This is a genomic window from Bacillus badius NBRC 15713, assembly GCF_001591605.1.
GTDB classification, from domain to species: Bacteria; Bacillota; Bacilli; order Bacillales; family Domibacillaceae; genus Pseudobacillus; species Pseudobacillus badius.
In genome coordinates, this window is the sequence record NZ_BCVF01000064.1 from 1 (window position 1) to 10,989 (window position 10,989).

The following is a 10,989-nucleotide window of genomic DNA, read 5'->3' on the forward strand; positions in this document are numbered from 1 at the left end:
GTAATGTGGTACATTCATTCTTGCTCGGTCGTTTTCTGCCAACCACTCTGCCATATCCGCTTCATGTGCAGCTCTCTCTTGCTCGTTTAACGGAAAGAAGATTGTAAAGCAAAGGTTATCTTTCTCGGCCGTCATTGCGCTGTAAAACGGGCTACTATCGAATTTGAATGTTAAGTCGAGTTCCTGGCTGGCGATAGCGAAGTATTGAAGAGCTTCCATATCGCTTTCGGTATTAACATTGACTGATCCCCAAGCCTTGTTAGATGACAAGATGTTTCTCGCTTGTTGGATTAACTCTTGCGCTTTGATTTGTGCTTCAATAGCGGGTTTCATTCTGTCCACCCCTCCATTTTCCACTTAGGTGATAATTTTCTGATTCGTTTTTTTACAGATATTCCGTACTCTTTTTCGAGTACAGCATTTAAATTGTCAATAAAGCATCTGGCTTCGATTAGTTGATCTATAAGGTTTTCTACATTCTCCTGTTCCTTGGCAGTGATAGATTCTGGCCGCTTAGCAAGAGACACTTTTTGAAACATATCAAGTGTTTGTTTTAAGCTGACCGCTGTATGATCTCTCATAGCCAACCGATGCCGCTCTATCACTTCCCCACAGAAAACAGGCGATGTAAAACCATCTGAGAACTCATATAGAAGAGCCAACACATACTCCGGTGCATCCTCGTACACTCTTAAGGAGTGTTTAGCGACTCCTTGTTGCATGCGCCGTCTGTTGTTCTTAAGATGACTGCCCATTTGACTAGAAATGTTGAGGTCTGCTGACATGCTGTCTATTGTGACTTCCTCCTCCTCAAGCAGCGTCTTTACGGCTTTCCCTGCAAATGCCGCTTGTTTGATAACCACGCTTATTTCTCCTTTTGTATGGAATGACTGGGAACTTATACACAATCTTCCTGTATGATTTAAGAAACAATTTTTTGCTCTTGGTCTTGAATCCAGTTATCTATTGCAGTAACAGTAAAGAAAATACGGCGACGAACTCGAAAGTGCGGAATCTGCTTTTCTCTCACCATTGTGTAAATAGTGTCAGTGTGAACACCTAGATAATCTGCTGTTTCTTGAACTGTCATTGTTTGGCGGGCCATTTTTACCTCTCCTTTCGTTAGCTAACTCCTTTATTTTGTTTCGATTTGTTACATTGGTTTTCAAAAAAAATTGTCCAATTAAAGCCAAGAGTATGAGCAATATTTTTAGCTACTTCAACACTTGGATTTCTACTTCCCAATTCAATCATTGTATAGTAAGCGCGTTCTACTCCAGACTTTTCAGCGACTTCATTTTGGGTCATTGTCCTTTGAAGACGCAACTCTTTAAGCCATAATCTCACTATTATCACCCCCTTAGTAACGAATCGTTACATTGATTATAGTATCATTATGTTACCAAGTCAATGTTTTTTAGTGAAAAAAAGTTTCTTTTTGTTACAAAGCTTTAAAAGTAACTAATTGTTACTGTAAAATAGAGGAGGAAAGGGCGTGGAACCTTTGTTGTCAGAAAGGCTTATAAAATTAAGAAAAGAAAATAAAAAAACTCAGCAACAAGTAGCGGACTTTTTAGGTATCACAAGACCAGCTTATACAGCTTATGAACGAGGAACCCGCCAACCAGATTATGAAATCCTTCAAAAATTGGCGGATTATTACGATACAAATACCGACTATCTTCTTGGCAGATCAGACAATCCTCATCCTATGTCAGAAGATGAAAGAGAAATGTTAAAGTTTTTCCGCAACCCCGAACTTAACCTCTTCTTTCGTGAAATGAAAGAATCGCCGGAAGAGCAGTTGGAAGAATTGAGAGAAATTTGGGAAGTCATCAAGAGAAGAAATAAAAAGAAATAATTACATAACAAAGTTTTTGCCCCGTCTTTTCCAATTCGGGGTTTTATTGTAAACTAAAAAAGGAACGTATGTTTGTAAAAAACTATTGAGGTGAAGTCAATGGCCCACTCTACATTGTTAGAAGATTATGTATTCTCTCTTTATCAATCCCTACGCATTAGCGAACCAAGTCAATTAACTATTGATCTTATATCCCGGCGGCTAGGTGTAGAAGTGGAGTATGCAGATGCCAGCAGCAAGACTGTCCACGCACCACAAGAAGTATTCATTCTCATTGATCGGCGTCTATCACCCGAAAAGCAATGGCAGGATTTCAGTCATGAATTAGGACATCTGCTACGGCATTGCGGGAACCAATTGTCTCTTCCTTCCCCGTTTCTTAAAATGCAGGAATGGCAAGCTGATAACTTTATGTACCACTTTTGCGTTCCCACTTTTATGCTGGAAAAAGTAGAGTTTCCTTGGCGTAAACAAGAAGTTATTTCTAAGATAGCCCAAACCTTCAATGTGGAATTAGAGTTTGCGGCCAAGCGTTTAGAGCGCTGGTTACGTAAAAAGGAGGAGTTGCATTTCTACAGCTACCTCTCCAATCATAAGATGCATGTATGAAAAAAGAGAACCCAATAAGGGTTTTTCTTCTGTTAAAAAACAGAACATACGATCTTATTTTTTGTATCACTTTCAACCTTTCATCATACATACGCAACATAAATCATTGAATTAAAGGAGTGAACAAAATGGCTAGTATTCAAAAGAGGGGGAGCAATTCGTTTTTACTGGTGGTTGAAGCTGGTTATGACGGTAACGGAAAGAGAAAAAAGCGAACAAGAACTGTACGAGTAGAAGAGTCTCTATTAAAGACAAAGAAAAAACTGAATGACTTTTTGCAAGCGGAATTATACAAATTCAAAGTGGAAGTAGAAAGCGGAGAGTATATTGCGCCCGAAAAGATGAAGTTTGATGAATTTACAAAGGAATGGGAAAAGAAATATGCAAGGAGCGAACTTTCACCCGGAACACTGGAAGCTCACAAGCAAGCTTTAAATAATCATATTCTTCCTCAACTAAAAAACAAACGACTAGATGAGATCAAACCAATCCATATTGTTAATTTGCTGGACAGTCTAACCAGAAAAGATGGCAAGGACATCCCGCTCTCTCCTGGAACTAAACAGTATGTCTACAGGGTGCTTCGGAATGTATTTGAGCGAGCAGCAGAATGGAGGTTGATTAAAGAAAATCCAGTTGCTTCCGTTAAAAGGCCTAAAAACACAGGGGAACTAAAAGAGATCAATGTTTATAACGAAAAAGAGGTAGAACAACTTTTCAAAGCTGTTCAAGAAAAGCCGTTTCATTGGCGAGTTTTTACTACATTAGCTTTAGCTGCAGGACTTCGCCGCGGGGAGTTATTAGGGCTAGAATGGAAACATGTAGACTTCGAAAAAGGAGTGTTATCCATTAGGCAAGCAATTGTGCGTGGAGAAAAAGGAGAGCCTTTATTGAAGAAGACGAAAACAAAGAAATCTATGCGTATGGTTACTCTCCCTCCTTCTGTTTTGGAGGAATTGAAGATTTACCAGCACCATTGGAAGAAAGAGCGTCTGAAAGTGTACGATATAATAGAGGAAAAAGAACATGAATTTATATTCTGTAATGAAAATGGCCGTCATTTTTATCCAACCACACCTACAACGTGGTGGAGAAGGCTTTTAAAAACAGCTGATGTACGATACATTCGCCTTCATGATCTACGGCACACATCCGCTACGTTATTAATCAATCAAGGCGTACATGCCAAAATTATTTCTGAGCGTCTTGGTCATGCTGATATTCGGGTCACAATGGACACTTACGGACATGCTTTGCAATCTGCCGATCAAGAAGCTGCTCAAAAGTTAGATGGGCTTTTTTCTGGTCAAAAAAACGAAGCAAATTAAAATTCGTCAACAATTCGTCAACAAGCCCTCTTTTGGGGGCTTTTTATAAAAATAGACAAAAAGAAAAACCCTTGATACACAAGGGTTCTGGGTATGATTCCGACTGGGTTCGAACCAGCGACCTCTACCCTGTCAAGGTAGCGCTCTCCCAGCTGAGCTACGGAATCGTTCAACTGACAAGTTCTATTCTATGAAAATTCTTGTCAGTTGTCAACGGGTATTTTGTTTTTTTGAGGAAAAGTTTTCTGTTTTCTTCAGGTGATCTATTAATTTATCTTTTCTCTTTTTAAAAACAGGTGTCGCAGGATCAGGAAGCTGGCTGTTATGTAGATCACGGTCCATGCACTTCCTGCCGGATGGGCAAGGATTCCTTCCTTAATAGCATCTGTTACAGCAGCAACGGGCGGCAGTGTGAGCACGGTCCACTGCAGCGCGGCGGGAAGGGCTTCAGCAATTTTAGGGGCGGCGACAGCGGCACAGACGATAAAGGCGCTGCCGCTCCAGGAGTATTTTTTTCCGCCCAGGCTTGTGGCACTGAACAGAGCTCCTATGAATAGGCCAAGCAGACTAATGGCGGTGTGGCCATATAAAAAGCGTGCTGCTTGTCCGATCGAGAGCGATTCGCTGAAAATTCCAAGCAGCAGCGGCAGCGTAAATGAAACAGCTGACAGCGCAAGGCCTGCTAGAAAAATGACAAGGAGCTTGCCGTAGAGAAAGTGTTCCCTTCTTCGCATGTATGACAGCAAAATCAGCTTTTCGCTGCCTCTTTCCAATGAGCAGACGATCATGGCGATCCAGACCATAACCGGAAAAAGAGCGAAGGCCGAAATGGCATGGCTGTCAGCAACCGGCAGATGCTGGTAATAGTATTGGCTGAAGAGCCAGGTGATATACAGAATAACGGGCGGCATCCACTTTAGTGAATAGAAAAAAGACCCTGCCTGATAAACAATAAAGGATTTCATCGCTGATCTCCTTTCTTCACTCCGATAATGTGGCCGCCATGCTTAAGAATATCGCCAATCCTTTGATCTGAAACAGCTTCCTCGGCCATCATGCGGTAGATCCGCTCTGCTACTGGAGTGGCCCCCAGCTTGTTTTCATCCATCTCATATGTAATTTCCATTGTCCGGGCTGTTGGCTGCACGGACGACAGAGAAAGAAGCCGGCCACTATCCAAAACTGCGGCATGGGTGGCCAGCTCAGCCGCCAGCTCTGTCTCATGAACGGCAAAAATAATTGTCTTTTTCCCTTTCTGCTGCCTTAAGAGGTCCATGGCCGTGCGGATTGCCTTTTCGTCCATGCCTGTGAACGGCTCATCAAGAAACAGCACGTCCCCTTTTTTCAAAAGCGCTTGGATGAACCCGGCCTTTTGCTTTGTGCCTTTTGAACATTTTTTTAACGGTGTATCAAGAAATGGATCAAGATCAAACATCCGTGTATAAACAGAGACCGCTTCTGCTGAAGTGCCCATTTCAGCCAGCAGTGCGAGATACCTTCTCACCGTAAAAGAAAGGTGTTCAGGAAAATGCTCGGGCACATAGGCATACGAAGAAAAGTTCCGCCGCACCTCTCCTCTCTGCGGTTCACTCATTCCAGCGAGCAGCTTAATGAGCGAGCTTTTCCCCGAACCGTTCGCTCCTGTAATTGCGATAGCCGCTCCGTCTTCAATTTCCATTGTGATTTCTTTTAGAAGCGGTTGTCCGTTGATCGAAAAACCAGCCTCTATTGCTTCAATAATTGTCCCCATATTTCCCTCCCAAAACGCGGTTTCCCCGCTTGCATCAAGAACACTTGTTCGTATATAATAAGAACAAGGAGCTGATTAATATGAATGCTTTCCTGCTGCGAAGCCAGCGTGAACAGCTGCCGCTCGTCATTATGTATCAAGCTCAGGACGGAACGATCACTAAAAGAACAATCATAGTGAAGTCGCTTTCGTCTTCGGCTGTGTATGCTTATTGCTTTTATCGAAAACAAAATCGCCGCTTTCTGCTTTCCAATATACTCGCTGCTTATCCCGCTTCCGTGCTGCGCAAGAGGATCCGGCCGGCCTGATGCTCTTAGAGCTGGCCGTTTATTTCATTATAATAAAAGGCTATGGAAAAATCAGGATTTATTTTAACGGAAAGAAAAAATCCTCAAGCCTGAGAACAAATACTGCCAGACCTATTTATGCTAAAATCAATGCTGAACCACTAATTAATTGTTTGGAGGGTCTTTATGACGATAAAGCGCGGCACGATTATCGATGAAACAATTTATTCTAAAGAGCTGGATGAAGAAATCGAGATGCTCGTATACCTTCCGGCGAATTTTTCTCCACTATATAAATATTCGCTGTTAATTGCTCAGGATGGGAAAGACTATTTCCAGATGGGACGTCTTCCGCGCCTGGCAGATGAACTGCTGGCTGAGGAAGAAATTGAGAATCTCATTATTGTTGGGGTTCCTTACCGCGGCGTCCAAGACCGCTGGGAAAAATATCATCCGGACGGTCCGAAGCAAGAAGCCTACATCCGCTTTTTAGCTCATGAGCTTGTTCCCTTTCTTGATGAAAAATATCCGGTCTACCATGTTGGCTATGGCCGGGCGCTTGCCGGCGACTCGCTGGCGGCTACCGTGTCATTAATGGCCGCGTTGCGCTATCCGCATACGTTCGGAAAAGTGATCATGCACTCGCCGCACGTTGATGAGAACGTGCTGAAGGCGGTCAATGAAGCAGAGGATTATAAGCAGCTAAGCCTTTACCATGTGATTGGCTTGGAGGAAACGACCGTAACACGAATGAATGGAGAGGTAGACGATTTTCTGACGCCAAACCGCACCTTGCACCGCCTTTTGGATGAGAAGCGATTCGAATGCTTCTATGATGAACTATCAGGCGGGCACACGTGGAAAACATGGCAGCCGGACTTAAAACGCGCCTTGCTCACCATGTTTGAGTAAAAACATTTTCCTGGAAAAGTGTCTTTTCTATGGAATAATGAGAAAATTTGCTATAATAAAAAGAAGATTCATAATGATTTTTTACTTATAAGGAGTGAGAGAGAACATGAAATTAGGTATCGTTATTTTTCCATCAAAAAAACTTCAGGATTTTGTCAATTCCTACAGAAAGCGCTATGACCCTCACTATGCGCTCGTTCCACCTCACATCACATTAAAAAGTGCATTTGATGCCGATGAAAGCGATTTGAAAACTTTAACTAGCAAGCTGGAAGAAATCGCAAAGAAACACCAGCCGTTTTCTTTCCATCTCAGCAAAGTAAAAACATTTCATCCTTTAAATAATGTTATTTATCTAAAGGTTGATCCTAGCGAAGCATTAACCACTTTAAACAAAGATCTTTACGGGGAAGGCATGATCGGCGGCGAACCGGAATACGCATTTGTCCCTCATTTAACGATCGGACAAAAGCTATCCAATTTAGAGCATGACGATGTGTATAATTCCTTGCAAATGCTGGCGATTGACCATGAAGAAACAACTGACCGTTTCCACCTGCTGTATCAGTTGGAAAACGGATCATGGACTGTGTATGAAACATTCTTACTCGGAAAGGGATAATCACTCGTGAAAGTCATTACTGTACAAAGTGTTCGGGAACGTGAAGACGCCTATACTGTCCGCAAGAAAGTTTTCGTGGAAGAGCAGCGTGTTCCGCTCGATCTGGAAATTGATGAGCATGAGGAAGCGGCGGTGCATTTTGTCTTATACGATGAAGGCAAACCATGCGGCGCTGGCCGCTTTCGGACGAAGGATGGACTGGGTAAGGCAGAGCGCATTTGCATTCTGCCCGAGTACCGGGGCAAGGGAGCTGGCCGGCTGATTATGGAAGCAGTCGAGGCACAGGCCCGTGAACAACAATTGGCTGCTTTGAAGCTTGATGCCCAAGTTCATGCCATTCCGTTTTATGAGCGGCTCGGCTATGAAATCATCTCTGATGAGTTTATGGATGCCGGCATTCCCCATAAATCCATGAAAAAAATGCTTTAAACGAAGGGGCTGTCCTTCAGAGGACAGCCGCCTGAACACCAAAAAAGCTGTTCCGCAGAAGCGGAACAGCTTTCTTCTTTATGCCAACTTGTTCACGAAGATTCCTTTGCCGCTGACCTTTGCAGCGTGCACTTGAAACGCCTCATATTCTTTTTTCTTTGAGAGCCGGGCCTCTGTACGGTCATCCGCTGCCATCGATGCATCCGAACTGTTATCAAGAATTTTACTGAAGGATACTCTTTCAACAGGCTCAATAGATGAATAGCTGTCACCGGCGTGGTTCACGACCCGTTCGCGGTATTGACTATATTGATAATGCGGAATCGGCAGGATGTAGCCCATTCTTCTCCCCCCTCTTTTTTTCGCTTTTTCTTACATTTTCCCCTTTTTAAATGACTTAAACATTTTTCTGATTTTTCCTTCTATTTCTTTTTATTTAACATATCTGTAATTGTCTGCATATCTAACTTTTGTCCATCTTTCACAATGGACTGCACAATTTGGTCTTCCAGCTGCTGCGGCACCGCTTTGTTGGCAAGGGCCGATACACGCTTAATAATATGCCGGACCGTTTTTTCATCCTTAAAATTGGCATTTTGCAAAGAATTGGCCAACTCCATAATATCTTTCATCCGCACACCTGTTTTTTGTTCAATATTTTTGAAAAATCCGTTTTCCACCTTTGCTCCTCCTCCTTTTTCTCTTTTTTATCTTATGCGTCCCTCCTGAAAAAGTGCCCGTCATTGGGCAGCGCTTGTCTATCTGTTGGCAGACAGCAAAAAAGCCAACGCAAACGGAAATTGCACGGTCCGTTTACGTTAGCCCAATCGTTCATTAGCAGCCATAAAAGCTTGCTCCGACAATAATTAACAAAATGAAAAGCACAACAATTAACACGAATGTTGATGTACCGCCGCCATAACCATAACCTCCGCAGCAGCCACCAAAGCCGCCAAAGCCACCATATCCGTAACCAAAGCCCATTCTTATCACCTCACTTTTCCTCTGTACACTGTTACTATATGAGAAAAATGACGATACGTTTGGGCAAACGCCATATGGATCAGCCTTTTGGCTTGAAGACAGCTGCTCCGATGAATCCGAAGATAATAGCTGCGGAAATCCCCGAGCTTGTCACTTCAAACATTCCTGTCAAAACACCGACCAGCCCATGTTGCTCCGCTTCTTGCATCGCGCCGGCAACGAGTGAATTGCCAAAGCTGGTAATCGGGATAGTCGCTCCAGCTCCGGCAAAGTCAATTAAAGGTTCATATAAGTCAAATCCAGCCAGAATTGCACCAGCTACCACTAGTACACTGAGTGTATGACCCGGTGTAAGCTTGCCGACATCCATCATAAGCTGGCCAATTACACAGATCAAACCGCCGATCACAAAGGCCCAAAAAAACATTGCCAGCATATACCTTCTCTCCTTTCTATTCAATATGAGGAGGACTTGAACCGCTCGACTCGCTGGCATGACTGCAATCAAGGTGAAACATGCCCGAATCGAACAGTGTGCAACTCTTTACAGGCCGCCCCACTGCATCAAAATCGTTTTGAATAAAGCGATCACAAAGGCAGAGAATACGCCGAACAGAATAACAGACCCGGCGAGCTTAAACATATTGCCGCCAACCCCTAAGACAAACCCTTCTGTCCGATGCTCAATCGCTGCGGAAACCACCGCATTGCCAAACCCTGATACCGGCACAGCGCTTCCCGCTCCTGCATATTGCCCTAAATGATCATAAATGCCAAATCCAGTAAGCAGCATCGCCAAAAATACGACCGTTGCCACTGTCGGATTGCCGGCCGTTTGCTCCGTGAAATCAAAAAAGTAAATGTAAAAGTAAGTAATCGCCTGGCCGATTGTACAGATAAGACCGCCAACAAAAAAGGCACGCAAGCAGTTTTTCAATACAGGACGCTTTAGCTCATGCTTTTGATTCAGTTTGTCATATTGCTGCTGGGCAGGTGTCTTCTTTTCATTGTTACTCATAGAATTCTCCTTTACGTTTTCTCTCTTTTTAAACGAATAATTTCATGAAGACGCTTGTCTGCTTCTTTCTCATTCGTTTTGCCGGCGTCCATATCTTCACGGAGCCGAACTGCTTCAAGAAAAATTTTGTAGTCGCTTGATACAACAAATGTTTCATCGTCATATTCTTTATCAAGCCGTTCCTTTAAGCTTTTTTCGATTTTCTTCATTTGAAAACGATTCAAATGCCGGACTTTATAAGCGACGAGGACGTTGTGATCTCCTTTGATGACAGCTGCGTCATAAATTTCGTTTATCGCTTCCACCTCTTCGCGAATCTTTTCTACAGATATCCCGTCCCTTTCAATTTGGATGGGCTCCGGGTTTGTTGTTTTCAGCAAAGCAAGCCGGCTGTCCTCTCTTTCCTTCTGAAAGCCGCAGCCCGCAAGAAGCACCGCTGTCAATAAATAAATGACCGCTCTCATGTTCTTCCTCCATTCTTCCGCCATTTACATTTAGTTTTTTCCGATTTCCTGTTTTTATTTATCTAAAATATTTAAAGGCTTAATCTAGAGGAAAAAAGAAAAAACCGCCCTTATAGGAGCGGTTTCAGTTTGTGGACAAAGAAGTCTGGAATGTTGTTCTTATTCCGAACCTCTTTTCGTTTTTTCAGATGGTTTTCCAGGCATTCGAGGGAAAAGCAAACCACTCCGGGTCAACGATTCAGGCCATTTTCAGGAGATTTATTGCAGCAAAGTAAGCATCGGCGAATACAAGCTCAATCGTTTCTTTGCGAACTATTTTCTTTTCGAATTTACGCTTATTCGCACTGGCTTTCACATGGATGGAGTCCACAAAAACGCGTTCTGCACGGATGAGCTTTTTCTTGGCGGCTATTTTTAACATACGATAGAAGACCCGCTCAAACAGGTCGGTATCTTTAAAACGGCGCTCGCAGTTCTTATCGAAGGTGGTCCAGTTAATTAAAATCATAGGATCGATGCTTGGACGGCCCGCTTCCGAGTACAATTCTTCCATTAAGTCATCATAAAAGAAAAATCCACTTCCTTACCTCAAGCGTTTGATCTATTTATTTTCAAACAAGCATCATTATACGGCTGCCCTCTTGTTATGCACTCTGTTGATTGGATTGGAAGGCGCGCAGACTCCAGCGGGATCAGCGAGACAAGTGAGACCCCGCAGGCGCTTT

At 43.2% G+C, this 10,989-nt stretch carries 19 protein-coding genes, 1 tRNA gene and 1 pseudogene; 7 read left to right on the forward strand and 14 right to left on the reverse strand.

The window, feature by feature from the left end; all coding sequences use genetic code 11:
* From BBA02S_RS18805 to BBA02S_RS18820, 4 genes are all read right to left on the reverse strand, one after another.
* A partial coding sequence (locus BBA02S_RS18805; protein WP_156477594.1) for a hypothetical protein occupies window positions 1–333 on the reverse strand: 333 nt, incomplete at its 3' end.
* Window positions 330–863 carry a hypothetical protein gene (locus tag BBA02S_RS18810; protein ID WP_041114089.1) on the reverse strand — a complete coding sequence of 178 codons (534 nt, stop codon included), beginning with the start codon at window positions 861–863 and terminating at the stop codon, window positions 330–332. The genes BBA02S_RS18810 and BBA02S_RS18805, both read right to left, overlap by 4 nt.
* Window positions 864–922: 59 nt before the next feature.
* Window positions 923–1,105 (reverse strand): helix-turn-helix domain-containing protein, encoded by a 183-nt coding sequence (locus BBA02S_RS18815; protein ID WP_041114088.1) that lies wholly within the window; start codon window positions 1,103–1,105, stop codon window positions 923–925.
* A gap of 17 nt (window positions 1,106–1,122) precedes the next feature.
* The gene (locus BBA02S_RS18820) at window positions 1,123–1,350 is read right to left on the reverse strand and encodes a helix-turn-helix transcriptional regulator (protein WP_041114100.1); all 228 of its coding nucleotides are present in this window, start codon (window positions 1,348–1,350) and stop codon (window positions 1,123–1,125) included.
* Between the two features lie 145 nt (window positions 1,351–1,495).
* Between BBA02S_RS18820 and BBA02S_RS18825 the strand changes: the two genes are divergently transcribed.
* From BBA02S_RS18825 to BBA02S_RS18835, 3 genes are all read left to right on the forward strand, one after another.
* A complete protein-coding gene (locus BBA02S_RS18825) occupies window positions 1,496–1,861 on the forward strand; it encodes a helix-turn-helix domain-containing protein (RefSeq protein ID WP_052477347.1) in 366 nt (121 codons plus the stop codon).
* Window positions 1,862–1,960: 99 nt separating this feature from the next.
* Window positions 1,961–2,470 carry an ImmA/IrrE family metallo-endopeptidase gene (locus tag BBA02S_RS18830; RefSeq protein WP_041114087.1) on the forward strand — a complete coding sequence of 170 codons (510 nt, stop codon included), beginning with the start codon at window positions 1,961–1,963 and terminating at the stop codon, window positions 2,468–2,470.
* Between the two features lie 128 nt (window positions 2,471–2,598).
* Window positions 2,599–3,798, forward strand: a complete 1,200-nt coding sequence (locus tag BBA02S_RS18835) for a tyrosine-type recombinase/integrase (protein ID WP_041114086.1) — start codon at window positions 2,599–2,601, stop codon at window positions 3,796–3,798.
* 94 nt (window positions 3,799–3,892) lie between these two features.
* Here the strand turns inward: BBA02S_RS18835 and BBA02S_RS18840 are convergent.
* From BBA02S_RS18840 to BBA02S_RS18850, 3 genes are all read right to left on the reverse strand, one after another.
* A tRNA-Val gene (locus tag BBA02S_RS18840) sits at window positions 3,893–3,965 on the reverse strand.
* Between the two features lie 99 nt (window positions 3,966–4,064).
* A complete protein-coding gene (locus BBA02S_RS18845) occupies window positions 4,065–4,763 on the reverse strand; it encodes a hypothetical protein (RefSeq protein WP_041114085.1) in 699 nt (232 codons plus the stop codon).
* Window positions 4,760–5,548 (reverse strand): ATP-binding cassette domain-containing protein, encoded by a 789-nt coding sequence (locus BBA02S_RS18850; protein ID WP_041114084.1) that lies wholly within the window; start codon window positions 5,546–5,548, stop codon window positions 4,760–4,762. The genes BBA02S_RS18845 and BBA02S_RS18850 overlap by 4 nt, the downstream gene beginning before the upstream one ends.
* 80 nt (window positions 5,549–5,628) lie before the next feature.
* Between BBA02S_RS18850 and BBA02S_RS18855 the strand changes: the two genes are divergently transcribed.
* The 4 genes from BBA02S_RS18855 to BBA02S_RS18870 all read left to right on the forward strand — a co-directional run bounded on the left by BBA02S_RS18855 (window position 5,629) and on the right by BBA02S_RS18870 (window position 7,798).
* Entirely contained in the window at window positions 5,629–5,856 is a 228-nt protein-coding gene (locus tag BBA02S_RS18855; protein WP_041099299.1) for a hypothetical protein, read from the forward strand.
* A gap of 165 nt (window positions 5,857–6,021) precedes the next feature.
* Window positions 6,022–6,747, forward strand: coding sequence for an alpha/beta hydrolase (locus BBA02S_RS18860; protein WP_041114083.1), 726 nt, complete (start codon window positions 6,022–6,024; stop codon window positions 6,745–6,747).
* Window positions 6,748–6,853: 106 nt separating this feature from the next.
* A complete protein-coding gene (locus BBA02S_RS18865; RefSeq protein ID WP_041099295.1) occupies window positions 6,854–7,369 on the forward strand; it encodes a YjcG family protein in 516 nt (171 codons plus the stop codon).
* 6 nt (window positions 7,370–7,375) lie between these two features.
* Window positions 7,376–7,798 carry a GNAT family N-acetyltransferase gene (locus tag BBA02S_RS18870; protein ID WP_041114082.1) on the forward strand — a complete coding sequence of 141 codons (423 nt, stop codon included), beginning with the start codon at window positions 7,376–7,378 and terminating at the stop codon, window positions 7,796–7,798.
* A 78-nt stretch (window positions 7,799–7,876) separates the two neighbouring features.
* On the opposite strand, the gene BBA02S_RS18875 is transcribed toward BBA02S_RS18870, so the two are convergent.
* The 7 genes and pseudogenes from BBA02S_RS18875 to BBA02S_RS18905 form a co-directional block, all read right to left on the reverse strand.
* Window positions 7,877–8,140: a hypothetical protein gene (locus BBA02S_RS18875; protein ID WP_041099291.1), complete on the reverse strand. Its 264-nt coding sequence runs from the start codon at window positions 8,138–8,140 to the stop codon at window positions 7,877–7,879.
* An 80-nt stretch (window positions 8,141–8,220) separates the two neighbouring features.
* Window positions 8,221–8,478, reverse strand: a complete 258-nt coding sequence (gene spoVIF, locus BBA02S_RS18880) for a sporulation-specific transcription regulator SpoVIF (RefSeq protein ID WP_041099289.1) — start codon at window positions 8,476–8,478, stop codon at window positions 8,221–8,223.
* Between the two features lie 154 nt (window positions 8,479–8,632).
* Window positions 8,633–8,782: a YjcZ family sporulation protein gene (locus BBA02S_RS18885; RefSeq protein ID WP_041099287.1), complete on the reverse strand. Its 150-nt coding sequence runs from the start codon at window positions 8,780–8,782 to the stop codon at window positions 8,633–8,635.
* 79 nt (window positions 8,783–8,861) lie between these two features.
* Window positions 8,862–9,218, reverse strand: coding sequence for a stage V sporulation protein AE (gene spoVAE, locus BBA02S_RS18890; protein ID WP_041099285.1), 357 nt, complete (start codon window positions 9,216–9,218; stop codon window positions 8,862–8,864).
* A gap of 108 nt (window positions 9,219–9,326) precedes the next feature.
* Window positions 9,327–9,800 carry a stage V sporulation protein AC gene (spoVAC, locus tag BBA02S_RS18895; protein WP_041099283.1) on the reverse strand — a complete coding sequence of 158 codons (474 nt, stop codon included), beginning with the start codon at window positions 9,798–9,800 and terminating at the stop codon, window positions 9,327–9,329.
* 11 nt (window positions 9,801–9,811) lie between these two features.
* Entirely contained in the window at window positions 9,812–10,264 is a 453-nt protein-coding gene (locus tag BBA02S_RS18900) for a YhcN/YlaJ family sporulation lipoprotein (protein ID WP_041099281.1), read from the reverse strand.
* Window positions 10,265–10,562: 298 nt separating this feature from the next.
* A pseudogene (locus tag BBA02S_RS18905) lies at window positions 10,563–10,751 on the reverse strand (IS5/IS1182 family transposase); the annotation flags it as partial.
* Window positions 10,752–10,989: the final 238 nt, after the last annotated feature.

Bases quoted from the DNA above. Each gene is read 5' to 3' on its own strand.
- BBA02S_RS18815 (WP_041114088.1), bottom strand. From the start codon at position 1,105: ATGGCCCGCCAAACAATGACAGTTCAAGAAACAGCAGATTATCTAGGT.
- BBA02S_RS18830 (WP_041114087.1), top strand. From the start codon at position 1,961: ATGGCCCACTCTACATTGTTAGAAGATTATGTATTCTCTCTTTATCAA.
- BBA02S_RS18835 (WP_041114086.1), top strand. From the start codon at position 2,599: ATGGCTAGTATTCAAAAGAGGGGGAGCAATTCGTTTTTACTGGTGGTT.
- BBA02S_RS18845 (WP_041114085.1), bottom strand. From the start codon at position 4,763: ATGAAATCCTTTATTGTTTATCAGGCAGGGTCTTTTTTCTATTCACTA.
- BBA02S_RS18850 (WP_041114084.1), bottom strand. From the start codon at position 5,548: ATGGGGACAATTATTGAAGCAATAGAGGCTGGTTTTTCGATCAACGGA.
- BBA02S_RS18855 (WP_041099299.1), top strand. From the start codon at position 5,629: ATGAATGCTTTCCTGCTGCGAAGCCAGCGTGAACAGCTGCCGCTCGTC.
- BBA02S_RS18860 (WP_041114083.1), top strand. From the start codon at position 6,022: ATGACGATAAAGCGCGGCACGATTATCGATGAAACAATTTATTCTAAA.
- BBA02S_RS18865 (WP_041099295.1), top strand. From the start codon at position 6,854: ATGAAATTAGGTATCGTTATTTTTCCATCAAAAAAACTTCAGGATTTT.
- BBA02S_RS18875 (WP_041099291.1), bottom strand. From the start codon at position 8,140: ATGGGCTACATCCTGCCGATTCCGCATTATCAATATAGTCAATACCGC.
- BBA02S_RS18885 (WP_041099287.1), bottom strand. From the start codon at position 8,782: ATGGGCTTTGGTTACGGATATGGTGGCTTTGGCGGCTTTGGTGGCTGC.
- spoVAE (WP_041099285.1), bottom strand. From the start codon at position 9,218: ATGCTGGCAATGTTTTTTTGGGCCTTTGTGATCGGCGGTTTGATCTGT.
- spoVAC (WP_041099283.1), bottom strand. From the start codon at position 9,800: ATGAGTAACAATGAAAAGAAGACACCTGCCCAGCAGCAATATGACAAA.
- BBA02S_RS18900 (WP_041099281.1), bottom strand. From the start codon at position 10,264: ATGAGAGCGGTCATTTATTTATTGACAGCGGTGCTTCTTGCGGGCTGC.